The following is a 16,032-nucleotide window of genomic DNA, read 5'->3' on the forward strand; positions in this document are numbered from 1 at the left end:
TTTTCGCATATCTCCGGACCGCGGCAGCTTTTTCGACGAGACTTGTTACATTTTTCGCACATTCCGGCTCCGATGACATACGCGAAGTCCTTATCTAGCTACAAAAAAATCCGCTTCGCCATCCCGCCGTGGAGGGCGGGATGGCGAAGCGGACAATCTGATCTGTGTTACGTATTCAGCCCCTGCAACGCCTTGACGCCGATGTCGGTGCGGTAGTGGACGCCGTCGAACTTGATCGTCTCCGCCGCCTTGTACGCCCGCTCGCGCGCCTGCGCCGTGTCGGCGCCGATGCCGACGACCCCGAGCACGCGGCCGCCGCTCGTCACGAACTGGTCGCCGTCAAGCGAGGTTCCGGCATGGAAGAGCTGGATACCCTCCTGTGCCTCTGCCTCTGCCAGACCGGTGATGACGCGGCCCTTCGGATAGGAGGCCGGATAGCCCTCGGAGGCGAGGATGACGCAGACCGCCGCCTCGTCGCTCCACTCGATCTCGAGCTGGTCGAGCCGGCCGTTCATCGCCGCCAGGATGATGTCGAGCAGATCGGTCTTCAGACGCGGCAGCACGACCTGGGTCTCCGGGTCGCCCATCCGGGCGTTGAATTCGATCGTCGTCGGACCGTTCTTCGTGATCATCAGACCCGCGAACAGGAAGCCGCGGAACGGCCGTCCCTCGCTGACCATCGCCTTGGCCGTCGGGATGATGATATTCTCGATCGCCTCGTCGACGATCGACTGCGGGATATGCGGCAGCGGCGTGTACGTGCCCATGCCGCCCGTGTTCGGTCCCAGGTCGCCGTCATAGACCGGCTTGTGATCCTGGGCCGGCACCATCGGCCGCACCGTCTCGCCGTCGACGAATGCGAGGATCGACATCTCCTGCCCTTCGAGACATTCCTCGATGACGACCTGGCTGCCCGAATCGCCGAACACCTTGCCGACCATCATATCCTCAAGCGCCGCCTTCGCCTCTTCCATCGTCCGCGCGACGGTGACGCCCTTGCCGGCCGCCAGCCCGTCCGCCTTGATGACGATCGGCGCCGTCTGTTGCGCCAGGTACGCCGAGGCCGACTCATAGTCGGTGAACGTCTCGTACTTGGCGGTCGGGATGTTGTACTTGCGGAGCAGGTCCTTCATGAAGATCTTGCTGCCCTCGATCTCCGCCGCATTTTGACGCGGTCCGAAGATCGGGATGCCGCGCGCCTCGAAGGCGTCGACGATGCCCGCTGCCAGCGGGTCGTCCGGGCCGACGACGACAAGGTCGATCGCATGATCCACAGCAAACTGGATCAGGTCGCCGAAGCGGCTGACCGGGATCGGCACACACTCGGCGAGCTGGGCGATCCCCGCATTGCCTGGCGCGCAGTAGATTTCCTTCACTTTGTCGCTCTTCTTGAGCGCCCAGACGAGGGCATGCTCGCGTCCGCCGCCGCCGATGACTAATAACCGCACAAGGTCTCCTCCTCAGGAAGGGGCCCGGCCAGCCCCCTCGCCCGTCAGGGAGCAGGGGACCGGGGAGCCCGATCGATTAATGTTTGAAATGACGTACGCCGGTCATGACCATTGCGATGTTGTGCGCGTTGGCCACGGCGATCGACTCCTCGTCCTTGATCGAGCCGCCTGGCTGGATCACTGCCGTGATACCTGCCTTGGCTGCGAGCTCCAGCGTGTCGCCCATCGGGAAGAACGCATCGGAGGCCAGGATCGCTCCTTGCGCCTCGACGCCCGCTTGCTCGATGGCGATGCGCGCCGCGCCGACACGGTTCATCTGACCGGCGCCGACGCCGATCGTCATGTTGTTCTTCGCCAGCAGGATCGCGTTGGACTTCACATGCTTGACGACCTTCCAGCCGAACAGCAGCTGCTTCAGCTCCTCCTCGGACGGCTGACGGTTCGTGACGACCTTCAGATCGTCAGCGGTCAGCGTATGCACATCGCTCTGCTGGACGAGCATACCGCCGTCGACCGAGGTGACGAGCCATTCCGGCTTGCGCTGCGCGCCCGACTGGATCGTGCCGAGCGTCAGCAGTCGGATGTTTTTCTTCTGCGAGAGGATATCCAGCGCCTCCTGCGTGAAGTCAGGGGCGATGACGATCTCCAGGAAGATCTCATGCAGCAGCAGCGCCGTCTCCTTGCCGATCGTCCGGTTGGCCGCGACGATGCCGCCGAAGATCGAGGTGGGGTCGGCCGCATAGGCCTTCTGATACGCCTCGTGGATGTCTGCGCCGATGCCGACGCCGCACGGGTTCATATGCTTGACCGCAACGACAGCCGGCTCCTCGAATTCCTTAACGATCGCGAGTGCTGCGTTGGCGTCGTTGATGTTGTTGTAGCTCAGCTCCTTGCCATGCAGCTGCTTGGCCGTCGTGATGTTGCCCTCAGGCGCCAGCGGCTTGCGGTAGAAGGCTGCCGATTGATGCGGATTCTCGCCATAGCGGAGGTCCTGCACCTTCTCGTACGTAACGGTCATGCGCTCCGGCAGCGTCAGGCCGGTCTGCGTCGTCAGGTAATCGGAGATAAGCGCATCGTAAGCGCCGGTGTGGCGGAAAACCTTGGCCGCGAGCGCCTTGCGCGTCTCGAGCGTCGTGTCGCCACCGCCACGCACTTCCTCGAGCACGGTCCCATAGTCGGCCGCATCGACGACGACGGTGACGAAGGCGTGGTTTTTGGCTGCCGAGCGCAGCATCGTCGGGCCGCCGATGTCGATGTTCTCGACCGCATCCTCATACGACACATCGGGCTTGGCGATCGTCTCTTGGAACGGATACAGGTTGACGACGACGAGGTCGATATACTTCAGCTCCAGCTCCTCCATCTTCTTCTGGTGCTCCGCATCGTCGCGGATCGCCAGCAAGCCGCTATGCACCGCTGGGTGCAGCGTCTTCACGCGTCCGTCGAGGATCTCGGGGAATCCGGTCACGTCCGAGATGCCGATTACCGGCACGCCTTCCTTTTCCAACAGACTTGCCGTCCCGCCAGTCGATATGATCTCCACGCCCAGCTCGGACAGGGCGCGCGAGAACTCCACGATGCCCGTCTTGTCCGATACGCTGATCAGCGCTCTGCGAATAGCCAATCCAATCCCTCCCAAATATATATGAATGCTATAACTCCAGCTCTACTCGTGGATCGTTACGCCTTCGATCCGCACATGGCGTCCATCGAGCTGCACGCGGCCATGCGCAATCTGCTGTACGACCCAGGGAAGCAGCGCTTGCTCGACCAGATGGATGCGAGCGGCAAGCGAGTCTTCCGTATCGTCGTCAGCTACCTCGACCGCCCGCTGGGCGATGATCGGACCGCTGTCGAGGCCGCCGTCCACATAATGGACGGTGACGCCCGTTACCTTGACGCCGTATTCGAGCGCCTGCTTGATCCCGCCCACGCCCGGGAAGGACGGCAGCAGCGAAGGGTGGACATTAATCATCCGCCCGTAATATGGCTCGACCAGTACCGGCGTGATGATCCGCATGTAGCCAGCCAAGACGATCAGCTCGACGCCGAGCTCCTGCAGCTTGGCGAGGATCTCTTGCTCGTACGCTTCGCGATTCGGATACGACTTGGGCGTGAAGGCATGCACCGGCACCCCCGCGCGCTCGGCGCGGCCGACCACTGGCGCGGACGGCCGATCACAGACGAGCAGCTCGATGCTGACATCGAGCCGCCCTTGCTGTACTCTATCCGCGAGCGCCTGGAAGTTGCTGCCCTGACCGGAGGCGAATACGGCGATCTTGAGCGCCACTAGACGTCCGCTCCCGTGAAGGTGACGACGCGGCTGCCCTCAGTGACCGTACCGATCCGATACGCCTGCTCGCCTTGCTCGGCCAGGATGCGCAGCGCTTCCTCTGCTTGCTCCGCCGGCACGACTGCGATGTAGCCGATACCCATGTTAAACGTCGTGAACATATCGCGGTTCGTAATGCTGCCCTTCTGCTGCATCAACTCGAAGATCGGCAGGATCGGCCAGCTGCCGTAGTCGATCTCGGCGTTGACGCCGTCTGGCAGCACGCGTGGGATGTTCTCGATGAAGCCGCCGCCGGTAATGTGGGCCATGCCCTTCACCTGGACGCCCTCGATCAACGCCAACGCAGGCTTCACATACAGCTTGGTCGGCTCGAGCAGCACGTCGCCCAGACGCTGACCGTCCAGCTCTGCCACCGTATCGGTCAGCGCGTAGCCGGATTGCTCCAGCAGCAGGCGACGGACGAGCGAGAAGCCATTGCTGTGCACGCCGCTCGAGGCCAGACCGATGATCGCATCGCCAGGAGCAATCGTGCTGCCGTCGATGATCTTCTTCTTGTCGACGACGCCTACCGTGAAGCCGGCGATGTCATACTCGCCCTCGGCGTACATGCCCGGCATCTCGGCCGTCTCGCCGCCGATCAGCGCGCAGCCCGAGCCGACGCAGCCGTCGGAGATGCCTTTGACGATCGCTTCGATCTTCTCCGGCACGACCTTGTCGCACGCCAGATAGTCGAGGAAAAACAACGGCTCCGCGCCCTGCACGACGATGTCGTTGACGCACATCGCGACGGCGTCGATGCCGATTGTGTCATGTTTGTCCATCGCAAAGGCGATCTTCAGCTTGGTGCCGACGCCGTCCGTGCCGGAGACGAGCACCGGCTCCTCGTATTTGCTCTTGTCGAGGCCGAACAGCCCGCCGAAGCCGCCCAGCTCCGTCATGACTTCGGGGCGCAGCGTACGCTTCACGTGCTTTTTCATCCGCTCGACTGCTTCATTGCCGGCCGCGATATCGACGCCGGCCTGTTTGTAGGCTTCTGACACCAGTAACACTCCTTTGTAGTTCCAGCCATCCGCACACGGGGGCCGGTATCGTCCATATCCTTACTATTCTTCGCCCAATCCAGACGGACGGTAGCGGCGCTATCTAAGCGACAGCCGAACAATAACACCGCAAGGAACCTATGTAACGCTATTTCCCGAAAAACCGCCGTTCTTGGAAATTAGCGAACCTGGGTATCGTTATTTGACTCGATTTGCCCTTCTAAGGGATTGCGAGGGACAAATAACGTTACTCAGGTTCCTAAAGAGCGCTAATTGGGGCGTTTCGGGGCAAATAAGGTTACTCATGTTCCTTGCTGCCAACTTAGCTTATGCCCCATCCATGACGCGTCAATCACGAGCTCCCCCCGTTGGGAGCAGAGCGTCCGGCCTTGTACGATAGCTGCAGCCTAACAGCTGCAGCTTTTCTCCGCTTCCGCGTCGACCGGGGTCGGGTAGTCGTTGTCGAAGCAAGCGAGGCACATGCCGCGGTTCGGCTCGCCCTGATTGCCGCCGATCGCCTCGATGAGGCCGCGATGGCTCAAGAAGTGCAGCGAGTCGGCATTGATCGCCTGGCGGATCTCCTCGACCGTCTTGGATGAGGCGATCAGCTCCTTGCGATCCGGCGTGTCGATGCCGTAGTAGCAAGGGTTGGCGAACGGCGGCGAGGTGATGCGTACATGCACCTCGGTCGCGCCGGCCTCGCGCAGCAGGTTGACGATGCGCAGCGACGTCGTGCCGCGGACGATCGAGTCGTCGATCATGACGACGCGCTTGCCTTCGACAACCTTGCGGACGGCGCTCAGCTTCATCTTGACGCCCTTCTCGCGCAGCGCCTGCGACGGCTGGATGAACGTCCGGCCGGTGTACTTGTTCTTAATCAGGCCAAGCTCGTACGGGATCCCCGTCTGCTCGGCATAGCCGATCGCCGCCGAGATGCTCGAGTCCGGCACCCCGGTGACGATGTCGGCGTCGACGAACGACTCGATGGCCATCTCCTTGCCCATCCGCTTGCGGGCGGAGTGCAGGTTGATGCCGTTGATGTCGCTGTCCGGTCTTGCGAAGTAGATATACTCCATGGAACAGGTAGCCCGACGCTCCAGCGGCGCATACCGCTCGACGCGCAAGCCGCTCTCATCCAACACCAGCATCTCGCCGGGCTGCACGTCGCGCTCATAGACCGCGCCGCACGTCTCCAGCGCGCATGTCTCCGAGGCGAACACGTAGCCGCTGCCGAGCCGGCCCATGACGAGCGGACGCAGGCCATGCGGATCGGAGGCGACGATCAGCTTGTCGTTGGTCATGATGAGGAACGCATAACCGCCGACGATCCGCTGCATCGCATCGCGCACCGCCGAGACGAAGTCCTTGGGCGAGCGGGCGATCAGATGCGCGATTACCTCGGTGTCGCTCGTCGTCTGGAAGATCGAGCCGAGATGCTCGAGCTCGCGGCGGATCTCCGGCGCATTGACGATATTGCCGTTGGTCGCCACCGCCAGATCGCCGTCCCGGTACTTGAAGATGAGCGGCTGCGCATTGGCCAGCTTGCTCTCCCCTGCTGTCGAGTAGCGGACATGGCCGATCGCGCGGTCGCCAGGCAGCTCGCCCAGCCGTTCCTGGGTGAACACTTCCTTGACCAGTCCCATGTTGCGATGGTAATGGAATCCCCGGTTCTGCGAGTCGACGGTGCAGATGCCCGCGCTCTCCTCGCCGCGATGCTGCAACGCGTGCAGCCCGTAGTAGGAGAGCGTCGAAGCGTCAGGCAGTCCGAACACGCCGAACACGCCGCACTCTTCTCTCAGCTTGTCAAAAATATCGTCGCGGCCGATCCCCTCGTTGTAATGGTCACCTGTCCACAATTGCGGGAGTTGTTCTACTTCATGAGACATGGAATCGCATCCTTCCAGACCTTCTCCAGTTGTAGTACCGGCGCCGATACTGCCGGTTTGCCGTTTACGTTGATCTCCAGGTCCTTGCCTTGCACGTTGCCGATGACGGCATGCGGTACGCCATGCTCGCCGAGCAGAGCTTGCAGCTTCGCCGCTTGCTCCGGTTTGGCGGAGAGCAGGATACGCGATTGCGATTCGCTGAACAGTGCGAGGTCGGCGCGCAGCTCGCTTGTTACAGCCACTTGAGCGCCCAGCTTGCCGCTGATGCACGATTCGGCCAGCGCGACCGCCAGACCGCCCTCGGACAGGTCATGCGCCGAAGCGACGAGGCCTTGCTGGATCGCAGCCAGCACGCCGCCGAGCAGTTTTTTCTCCGTCTCCAGATCGAGCGCTGGCGGACGTCCTTCGACGACGCCATGGACGACCTTCTGCAGCTCGCTGCCGCCCAGCTCCGCCTTCGTCTCGCCGACGAGCACGATGACGTCGCCTTCGGACTTGAAGCCCTGAGTCGTGATATGGTCGATGTCGCGGACGAGTCCGACCATGCCGACGACCGGCGTCGGGTAGATCGCGCCCTTCGAATTCTCGTTGTACAAGCTGACGTTGCCGCCGATGACCGGCGTATCGAGATAACGACAAGCTTCGGCCATGCCGTCCACTGCCTTCTCCATCTGCCAGAACACCTCAGGCTTCTCCGGGTTGCCGAAGTTCAGGTTGTCCGTAATCGCCAGCGGCTCTGCGCCGGAGCAGACGATATTGCGCGCCGCCTCGGCGACGGCGATCTTGCCGCCGACCTCTGGATCGAGGTGGACGTAACGACCGTTGCAGTCCGTCGTCATCGCCAGCGCCTTGCGCGTGCCGTCGATCGTCACGACCGCCGCATCGGAGCCTGGCTGGACAGCTGTGTTGGTCCGCACCATGAAGTCATACTGGTTGTATACCCATTCCTTGCTCGCGACCGTCGGGGAAGCCAGCACTTGCTCGAGCGCCGCCGTCAGGTTGGCCACTTCCGGGTAAGCCGTCGTGTCGACCGACGCGCCTGCCGCGTAGTAGGCCGGCTCGCTGGATGGCTTGTTGTATACCGGACACTCGTCGACGAGCGCCGTTACCGGCATGTCGGCCACTTGCTCGCCCTGGTGGAACAGACGCAGACGACCGTCATCGGTTACTTTGCCGACCTTGGCGCAGATGATGCCCCAACGCTCGAAGATCTCCAGGGCTTGCGCTTCGTCCTTAGGCTCGACGACGAACAGCATCCGCTCCTGCGACTCGGAGAGCATCATCTCGTACGGAGTCATGCCTTCCTCGCGCTGCGGCACCTCGTCGAGGTACAGCTCGAGGCCGTTGCCCGCCTTGGACGCCATCTCTGCGCTCGAGCAGGTCAGACCTGCCGCGCCCATGTCCTGGATGCCGAGCACGATGCCGGTGTCGATCAGCTCGAGACAGGCTTCCATGACCAGCTTCTCCATGAATGGATCGCCGACCTGGACTGCCGGACGCTTCGCCTCGGACTCTGCGGTCAGCTCCTCGGAGGCGAAAGTCGCGCCGTGGATGCCGTCGCGGCCGGTAGCCGGACCGACGTAGAACACCGGGTTGCCGACGCCCTTGGCGACGCCGCGCTGAATCTTGTCGTGGTCGATCAGACCGACGCACATCGCGTTGACGAGCGGGTTGCCCTCGTAGCTCTCGTCGAACATAACCTCGCCTGCGACCGTCGGGATGCCGATACAGTTGCCGTAGCCGGCGATGCCGCTGACGACATGCTCGAACAGGTAGCGTACGCGGTCGTTCTCGAGACGACCGAAGCGCAGGCTGTTCAGCAATGCGACCGGACGCGCGCCCATCGAGAAGATGTCGCGGATGATGCCGCCGACGCCTGTCGCTGCGCCCTGATACGGCTCGATGGCCGACGGGTGATTATGCGATTCGATCTTGAAGCAGACCGCCTGGTTGTCGCCGATATCGACGATGCCGGCGCCCTCGCCCGGTCCCATCAGGACGCGCGGGCCATCGACCGGGAAGCGGCGCAGCAGCGGCTTGGAGTTTTTGTAGGAGCAGTGCTCCGACCACATGACGCTGAATACGCCGATCTCGGTGTAGTTGGGCTGACGTCCGAGGAAGCCGCAGATCTGCTCGAATTCCTGATCGGTCACGCCCATTTGCTTGTACAGCTTTTGCTCGACGATCTGCTGCGGTGTCGGCTCCTTAGCCGTTAATTGCTGCGCCATGCTGTTCCCTCCATGCATTCAAGATCGATGTGAACATCCGTTTGCCGTCCTCGGAGCCGAGCAGTTGGTTGACCGCGCGCTCCGGATGCGGCATCATGCCGACGACATTGCCCGCTTTGTTGCAGATGCCTGCGATGTCTTCGACCGAACCGTTCGGGTTGGCTCCGGCCACATAACGGAATACGATCTGGTTATTGGCTTTCAACTCTTCGAGTGTCGCTTCGTCGCAATAGTAGTTGCCCTCGCCGTGCGCGATCGGGATATCGACAACCTCGCCCTGCGCATACTGATTGGTGAATGGCGTGTCGTTGTTGACGACCTCCAGCAGCGCCTGGTGGCAGCGGAACTTCATGCCGTTGTTGCGCAACAGCGCGCCTGGCAGCAGACGGGATTCCGTGAGGATCTGGAAGCCGTTGCAGATGCCGAGGATATACTTGCCAGCTTCGGCGGCCTTGCGCACCTCGTTCATGACCGGCGCGAAGTTCGCGATCGAGCCGCAGCGCAGGTAGTCGCCATAGGAGAACCCGCCGGGGACGATGATGCAGTCATAGCCCGAGAGGTCCGTCGTCGTGTGCCAGACATAGTCGACCGGCTCGCCAATCGTCTGCTCGACGGCTTTGTAGCAGTCGATGTCGCAGTTCGAGCCTGGGAATACCAGTACCGCAAACTTCATCGATTAACCCTCCAGTTCGAAACGGTAATCTTCAACCACCGTGTTGGCCAGCAGCTTCTCGCACATTTGTCTGATCCGCTCTTCGGCTTCGGCGCGGTCGGTCGTGTCCACGTCGAGCTCCAGATATTTGCCGATGCGTACCTTCCCGACTTCGTTGAAGCCGATGGAATGCAGCGCGCCTTGGACGGCCGTGCCTTGCGGGTCGAGTACATTTTGTTTGATCGTGACGTACACTCTAGCTTTCATGATCTTCGTATTCCTCCTAGTATGGGCGTATGAATGCGCAGGATTACTTGGTCAAAATATCGTAAATCTCCATATAGCGGCGCGTCGTCTCTGCGACAACCTCATCCGGCAGCGGCGGCGGCGTGCTGTTCTTGTCCCAGTCGGACTGGGCCAGATAGTGGCGCACCGGCTCTTTGTCCATGCTGTCGATCTCGGTGTCGAGCGCATAGCTCTCCTTGGACCAGAAGCGCGAGGAGTCAGGCGTGAACAGCTCGTCGATCAGGACGACCTGGCCGTCGATGAGGCCAAATTCGAACTTGCAGTCCGCGAGGATGATGCCGCGCTCCGCGCAGTAGGCATGGCCGAACTCGTACAGCTTGAGGCTGCGCTCCCGCAGCTCAAGCGCCAGCTTGTCGCTGCCGACGAGATCCTTCATCTTCAGGAACGGGATGTCCTCGTCATGGCCAACGTCGTTTTTGGCCGCCGGGGTGAAGATCGGCTCCTCGAGACGCTCGTTTTTGCGCAGTCGGCCCGAGAGGGCGATGCCGTTGACGCCGGACGTTTGCTGATATTGTCTCCAACCGCCGCCTGTGATATAGCCCCGGACGACACATTCGATATCGATGCGCTCCGCCTTGCGGGTCACCATGATCCGATCGCGCAGCAGCTCCGGCTCGGTGATGAGGTCGCCCAGCTTGTCTACATCGGTATGAACGACATGATTGGGTTGGAATTCGCGGGTCAGCTCGAACCAGTGCGCGCTCAGTTGGTTCAAGACGTTGCCTTTGTTCGGCACGGCCGGCTCCAGCACATAATCGAATGCGGAGATGCGGTCGGTAACGACGATCAGTAAGTGCTCGCCGAGATCGTAGAGCTCGCGCACTTTGCCTTTGTACAGCAGCGGCGCCTTGACATAATCCACCGCAGTGGAGATAGCCTGTGTATTCATCGTCGTTTCGTGCCTCCTTGGTATATTAGTTCAGACCGAGCCGCTCGAAGATCGTCTTGACGTGCTTGAGATGCCAGGTCGGGTTGAAGCAATCCTCGATCTCTTCCTCGGACAGGGCCTCGGTAATTGCCGGCGTCGCCTGGATGATATCCTTGAACTGACGCTGCTCCTCCCACGCCTGCATCGCGCGCGGCTGCACGGTGTCGTACGCCTGCTCGCGGCTGAAGCCTTTGTCGATCAGCTTGGTCATGACGCGGCCGGAGAACGGCACGCCGTACGTGCTGAGCATGTTGCGCTTCATGTTCTCGGGGAACACGGTCAGGTTCTTGATGATGTTGCCCAGACGGTTCAGCATATAGTTGAGCAGCATCGTCGCGTCCGGCAGGATGATCCGCTCGACGGAGGAGTGGCTGATGTCGCGCTCATGCCAGAGCGGCACATTCTCGTAGGCCGATACCATATGGCCGCGGATGACGCGGGCCAGACCGGAGATGTTCTCGCAGCCGATCGGGTTGCGCTTGTGCGGCATCGCCGACGAGCCCTTCTGTCCCTTGGCGAACGGCTCCTCGACCTCGCGGAATTCGCTCTTCTGAAGCGCCCGAATCTCGGTAGCGAACTTGTCCAGCGAGGTGGCGATCAACGCCAGCGTCGCCATGTACTCGGCATGACGGTCGCGCTGCAGCGTCTGCGTCGAGATCGGCGCCGGCTTGGTGCCGAGCTTGCGGCAGACGAACTCCTCGACGAACGGATCGATGTTCGCGTACGTGCCGACTGCGCCGGAGATTTTGCCGTACTGCACGCCATCAGCGGCATGCGCGAAGCGCTCGAGGTTGCGCTTCATCTCCTCGTACCAGAGCGCCACCTTCAGGCCAAAGGTCGTCGGCTCGGCATGCACGCCATGCGTCCGTCCCATCATCGGCGTGTCGCGGTACTCGATCGCCTTGTTCTTCAGGATCTCGATGAACTGCTCGATGTCGCGCTGCAGGATCTCGTTGGCCTGGCGCAGCAGGTAGCCGTTCGCCGTGTCGACGACGTCCGTCGAGGTCAGGCCGTAGTGCACCCACTTGCGCTCTGGACCTACCGTCTCGGATACGGCGCGGGTGAACGCGATTACGTCATGCCGCGTCTCCAGCTCGATCTCGCTGATCCGGTCGATATCGAAGCTCGCACCTGCGCGCAGCGCCTCGACATCCTCCTTCGGGATGACGCCCAGCTCGGCCCACGCCTCGCATGCGCACAGTTCGACTTCCAGCCACGCCTGGAACTTGTTCTGCTCCGTCCAGATCGCTCTCATCTCAGGTCTGCTATACCGCTCTAACATTGATTACGCCCTCCATATGTTCGTCTCATCGATCCAGGCCAGCGCCGACGCCGTGTCGGCAGCCAGCACATTGACATGTCCCATCTTGCGCTTATGTTTTGCTTCGTGCTTGCCGTACAGATGTACCTTCGGCTCGACGCCGAGCCGCGCCGCCGCCTCGTCATGCTGCGCCATCCGCTGCAGCAGCGGTTCGACATGCTCGCCGAGCACGTTGACCATCACGACGGGCGTCAGCAGCTCGGTGCCGCCGAGCGGAAGATTGCACACCGCCCGCACATGCTGCTCGAACTGCGACGTCCGGCATGCCTCCATCGTGTAGTGACCGCTGTTATGCGGACGAGGCGCCAGCTCATTGACGTAGAGCCGTCCGTCCGCGAGGAACAGCTCGACTGCGATCAAGCCGACGACGCCGAGTCCCTCAGCGATCCGCCGCGCCAGCGTCTCCGCCGCGGCGGCCACAGACGCCGGGATGCGGGCCGGTACGATCGACAGATGCAGGATGTTGTCGACATGGACATTCTCCGCCGGCAGGAAGGTCTTGATCTCGCCCTGCGGGCTGCGAGCGGCGATGACCGACAGCTCCTTCTCGAAGCGGATGAACTGCTCCAGCACCAGCTCGACTGCGCCGCCGCCCAGCGTCCGATACGCCTCGACGATCTCATCCTCGCTCCGCAGCACCCATTGGCCCTTGCCGTCGTAGCCGCCGGTGACGGTCTTGAGCACGCTCGGCACGCCGAGCCTCGCCACCGCCTCGCGCAGCTCGTCTTCGCTGTTCACTGCGGCATAGGGAGCGACCGGTACGCCAGCGGCCTCGATCGCCCGCTTCTCCCGCAGCCGGTGCTGCGTCGTGTAGAGCAGCTCGCTGCCCTGCGGCACGTACGATTCCTCCATCAGCATAGCTGCTACGCCCGCATCGACATTCTCGAACTCGTACGTGATGACGTCCGAGCGCCGCGCCAGCTCGCGCGCCGCCTCGCGATCGTCATAGGCCGCGACGATCTGATCGGCCACCTGACCGGTCGGCGCGTCCTCAGTCGGATCAAGGGCGACGAAGCGGTAGCCGAGACGGCTGCCCGCATGCGCCATCATCCGGCCGAGCTGACCGCCGCCGAGGATGCCGATCGTGCTGCCCGGCAGGATCGTGTGCGGCGCTGCCGACGCTCCGGCCGGGGCGGGAGCTGCTCCGGCTGAGGCCGTCTCTGCCCCAGCTTCAGCCGCAGCGGAAGCTGCGCCGACCGGGGCTGACGCTGCGCCAGTCGGCGCTGACGCCGCTTCGACCGGGGCTGACGCCTCTTCGGCCGGGGTTGACGCTGTGCCAGTCAAGTCTGACGCTTGCTTGCCTGCCTCGCTCATAACGTATCGCTGCTTTCGATGACCTCGGCGGCGATCCGCTCGCGCCGGGCGACGACCCGCTGCTGCACCTCAGGGTCGAATGCGCCCAGCATCTGCGCCGCCAGCAGTCCGGCGTTGGCGCCGCCGGCATTGCCGATCGCCACCGTCGCCACCGGGATGCCGGCCGGCATCTGGACGATCGAGAGCAGCGAGTCGAGGCCGCTCAGATTGGACGACTTTACAGGGACGCCAATAACCGGCAATGCCGTCTTCGAGGCGACCATGCCGGGCAAGTGTGCGGCTCCGCCAGCGCCTGCGATGATGACCTTGAGGCCGCGCGCTGCCGCCGTTTCCGCGTATTCGAACATCAGGTCCGGCGTGCGATGCGCCGAGACGACTTTTTTCTCGTAAGGGATCTGGAGCTCCTCCAGCACGTCACAGGCTAACTTCATCGTGTCCCAATCGGACTTGCTGCCCATAATGACGCCTACCTTCGCAGACATAAGTTGAACCCACCTTTATCATCAGTATATATGCTTGCAAGAATCCCGTGGCTCCAACCGCAAAAAGCCCGTAAGCTGCGACATTGGAGCGAGCTGCGGGACCTTAAGCTTAGTGCAGGAAGGCGATCTTCAAGGCTCCGCCATAGGTCAGTATCGACACCGGAGCGGCACCCTTGCCGTCTTAAGACAGCAGAAGGCTGTCCCTAGCGGGACAACCTCTTCCTATTCCAGGCTCGTAGTCCGAAAATTTATGGTTCTCGGGTAGAGACGATCGGGCCGTATTCCCGATGATATACGAGACATCTTCAACCTCTAAATTAGCCTTCTCTAGTTTATCAATCCTTACTTGCCTTGTCAACGACAAAACACGAACATTAAACTCTAATATAGAGCTTAATATTCGTGTTATTCGCGAGCTTTTTGACGAACCTTGCCAATTGATGTGAGCTTGTCTACAGGTTGGATCGTTTTGCGAAGAAGAATCCCTTAAAATCGGAGAAGCCTTATCGCAACAGCAAAAACTTATTATTCCGACTTGTTAAGTCGAGTATATCCTGTTCGTTCGACCAACTGCTGCCCTTCATCCGACAAAATCCAGTCGATAAAGGAAGCGACCTGCGGATGTTCGGTATCTGTCGTCGTCACGGCATAAAATTCGGACGCGAGCGGATACTCGCCGCTGGCAATCGTATCGCGATTCGGCATCACCCCGTCGATCGACAGCAGCCGGATCTCTCCGTTGCCTACCATCTCGGTGGCGAAGTAGAGGAAGGAATAGCCGAGCGCATTGGGATAGTTGCGATAGTCCGCCGTCTGCTCGATGATGCCGCCCATCCCCGCCGCTACATCCTCCTGCGGCGGCTTCATGAGCGTCTCTCCCTGCATGAGCCGTTGCAACGCCGTCTGGCTGCCGCTGCCCTCCGGGCGCTGGAAGGCGCGGATATGCGAGTCCTTGCCGCCGACCTCCCACCAGTTGGTGACGCGTCCGCTGTAGATGTCCCGGATGTCCTGGAGACTGAGTCCCTGCACGGGGTTGTCTGCCTGCACGAAAAAGACAAATGCCTCGCGGCCAATCGGCGTCAGCTTCAGCTCCTTGCCCGCCTCGCGCGCCATCTTCAGCTGCTCCTCGGACGGATGGGCCGCGAACACGATGTCCGCCTCCCCTTTGATCAAGCTGGCATAGGCATAGACCGTGTTGCTCGACTGTACCGCACTGCCATACACATCGTACTCCTGCTCGGGATAGACCGCCTGGGCGAAAGCCGCCATCAGCGGGTAAAGCGCTGTCGCCCCGTCGATGCGCGGCGGGTTAGACTCGATGCGGTACGAGGCTGGTCCATCGAGCCGGGCCGCCTTGCTGTCCGCGGTAAACGGCTGGTAGGCATACAGATCGACGCCCTGGTCGACCCGGGCAAAGCTGTTGTGATAGGCGCGGTTCGCCTCATAGATGCCGATCGCCGTCCCGAACAGCGCCACCGTAAGGCCAAAGGCAATCCAGGTTCGCTGCGGACGAATCGGCGTAAACAACAGCAATATCAGAAACACGATCAATGCGATCGCGCCTGCCGCCACCAGCGGCGTATAGAACCGATCCCCGCCGTTCAGCGACGAGAGAATCATCCCTACCAGCCCCGCCAGCACGGTCCCCGGAATGAGCAAGGCCGCCAGGCCTATTTTCAGCATGCGATTTGTATTCATTCGACATAATCCCCTTTGTCTTAATAAGGAAATTATACCTGCGCTTGTCGCCGCTGTGGAGTACCAGATTCGCCTGGTACCTTTGCGCGGGGCAGCACCCAGCGTGGGCAGCCGACCGCATGAGAGCAGAACCACGGCCAGGGTAGGGCAGGCGGGGTCAGGGCAAATGGCATGTGGCACGCGTTAGCCAACCAGACAGCACTCATCAACCACCCATCCGCTCATCTATCCATCTATCCATCTATCCATCTATCCCTCCATCCATCCATCTACCCATATCCGTCCATACAAAAGTACCCGCATCAACGATGTTCCGCCCATTGCAACAGCTTGCAACGACGGACTCGTGTGCGGGTACGTTTTGGCATCCATAATGTAAGCTACAGCTTTCTAGTAAATGCTCCCTAACTAACATTCTGCAGTTAGAATGAAAAGT

General features: G+C 61.5%; 13 protein-coding genes and 1 riboswitch. All 13 genes read right to left on the bottom strand.

Features of this window, described 5'->3' with window-relative positions; all coding sequences use genetic code 11:
* Positions 1–167: 167 nt before the first annotated feature.
* Positions 168–1,448, bottom strand: a complete 1,281-nt coding sequence (gene purD, locus PA598K_RS09390; protein WP_128656702.1) for a phosphoribosylamine--glycine ligase — start codon at positions 1,446–1,448, stop codon at positions 168–170.
* Positions 1,449–1,524: 76 nt separating this feature from the next.
* Complete coding sequence (gene purH, locus PA598K_RS09395) at positions 1,525–3,072, bottom strand: bifunctional phosphoribosylaminoimidazolecarboxamide formyltransferase/IMP cyclohydrolase (protein ID WP_128656703.1); 1,548 nt, start codon at positions 3,070–3,072, stop codon at positions 1,525–1,527.
* A gap of 42 nt (positions 3,073–3,114) precedes the next feature.
* Positions 3,115–3,738, bottom strand: coding sequence for a phosphoribosylglycinamide formyltransferase (purN, locus tag PA598K_RS09400; RefSeq protein WP_128656704.1), 624 nt, complete (start codon positions 3,736–3,738; stop codon positions 3,115–3,117).
* A complete protein-coding gene (gene purM / locus PA598K_RS09405) occupies positions 3,738–4,781 on the bottom strand; it encodes a phosphoribosylformylglycinamidine cyclo-ligase (RefSeq protein WP_128656705.1) in 1,044 nt (347 codons plus the stop codon). The genes purN and purM overlap by 1 nt, the downstream gene beginning before the upstream one ends.
* A gap of 407 nt (positions 4,782–5,188) precedes the next feature.
* Positions 5,189–6,667, bottom strand: a complete 1,479-nt coding sequence (purF, locus tag PA598K_RS09410) for an amidophosphoribosyltransferase (protein ID WP_128656706.1) — start codon at positions 6,665–6,667, stop codon at positions 5,189–5,191.
* Complete coding sequence (gene purL, locus PA598K_RS09415) at positions 6,652–8,895, bottom strand: phosphoribosylformylglycinamidine synthase subunit PurL (protein ID WP_128656707.1); 2,244 nt, start codon at positions 8,893–8,895, stop codon at positions 6,652–6,654. Before purL ends, purF begins: the two co-directional genes overlap by 16 nt.
* Positions 8,873–9,568 carry a phosphoribosylformylglycinamidine synthase subunit PurQ gene (gene purQ / locus PA598K_RS09420; RefSeq protein WP_128656708.1) on the bottom strand — a complete coding sequence of 232 codons (696 nt, stop codon included), beginning with the start codon at positions 9,566–9,568 and terminating at the stop codon, positions 8,873–8,875. The genes purL and purQ overlap by 23 nt, the downstream gene beginning before the upstream one ends.
* Positions 9,569–9,571: 3 nt before the next feature.
* Entirely contained in the window at positions 9,572–9,817 is a 246-nt protein-coding gene (gene purS / locus PA598K_RS09425) for a phosphoribosylformylglycinamidine synthase subunit PurS (protein ID WP_185601766.1), read from the bottom strand.
* Between the two features lie 40 nt (positions 9,818–9,857).
* Complete coding sequence (locus PA598K_RS09430) at positions 9,858–10,742, bottom strand: phosphoribosylaminoimidazolesuccinocarboxamide synthase (RefSeq protein WP_128656710.1); 885 nt, start codon at positions 10,740–10,742, stop codon at positions 9,858–9,860.
* A 25-nt stretch (positions 10,743–10,767) separates the two neighbouring features.
* Positions 10,768–12,063, bottom strand: coding sequence for an adenylosuccinate lyase (gene purB, locus PA598K_RS09435; protein ID WP_128656711.1), 1,296 nt, complete (start codon positions 12,061–12,063; stop codon positions 10,768–10,770).
* A 3-nt stretch (positions 12,064–12,066) separates the two neighbouring features.
* Positions 12,067–13,416 (bottom strand): 5-(carboxyamino)imidazole ribonucleotide synthase, encoded by a 1,350-nt coding sequence (gene purK / locus PA598K_RS09440; protein WP_260405336.1) that lies wholly within the window; start codon positions 13,414–13,416, stop codon positions 12,067–12,069.
* Positions 13,413–13,898 carry a 5-(carboxyamino)imidazole ribonucleotide mutase gene (gene purE / locus PA598K_RS09445; protein WP_128656712.1) on the bottom strand — a complete coding sequence of 162 codons (486 nt, stop codon included), beginning with the start codon at positions 13,896–13,898 and terminating at the stop codon, positions 13,413–13,415. The genes purK and purE overlap by 4 nt, the downstream gene beginning before the upstream one ends.
* A 216-nt stretch (positions 13,899–14,114) precedes the next feature.
* A riboswitch (purine riboswitch) is annotated at positions 14,115–14,216 on the bottom strand.
* Positions 14,217–14,423: 207 nt separating this feature from the next.
* Positions 14,424–15,596 (bottom strand): PstS family phosphate ABC transporter substrate-binding protein, encoded by a 1,173-nt coding sequence (locus PA598K_RS09450; protein ID WP_128656713.1) that lies wholly within the window; start codon positions 15,594–15,596, stop codon positions 14,424–14,426.
* Between the last annotated feature and the right edge of the window lie 436 nt (positions 15,597–16,032).

Source organism: Paenibacillus sp. 598K, assembly GCF_003851045.1.
Lineage (GTDB): Bacteria > Bacillota > Bacilli > Paenibacillales > Paenibacillaceae > Paenibacillus_D.

Excerpts from the sequence above, each read along its gene's own strand:
- purF (WP_128656706.1), bottom strand. The coding sequence starts at position 6,667 with ATGTCTCATGAAGTAGAACAACTCCCGCAATTGTGGACAGGTGACCAT.
- purL (WP_128656707.1), bottom strand. The coding sequence starts at position 8,895 with ATGGCGCAGCAATTAACGGCTAAGGAGCCGACACCGCAGCAGATCGTC.
- purQ (WP_128656708.1), bottom strand. The coding sequence starts at position 9,568 with ATGAAGTTTGCGGTACTGGTATTCCCAGGCTCGAACTGCGACATCGAC.
- PA598K_RS09430 (WP_128656710.1), bottom strand. The coding sequence starts at position 10,742 with ATGAATACACAGGCTATCTCCACTGCGGTGGATTATGTCAAGGCGCCG.
- purB (WP_128656711.1), bottom strand. The coding sequence starts at position 12,063 with ATGTTAGAGCGGTATAGCAGACCTGAGATGAGAGCGATCTGGACGGAG.
- purK (WP_260405336.1), bottom strand. The coding sequence starts at position 13,416 with ATGAGCGAGGCAGGCAAGCAAGCGTCAGACTTGACTGGCACAGCGTCA.
- purE (WP_128656712.1), bottom strand. The coding sequence starts at position 13,898 with ATGTCTGCGAAGGTAGGCGTCATTATGGGCAGCAAGTCCGATTGGGAC.
- PA598K_RS09450 (WP_128656713.1), bottom strand. The coding sequence starts at position 15,596 with ATGAATACAAATCGCATGCTGAAAATAGGCCTGGCGGCCTTGCTCATT.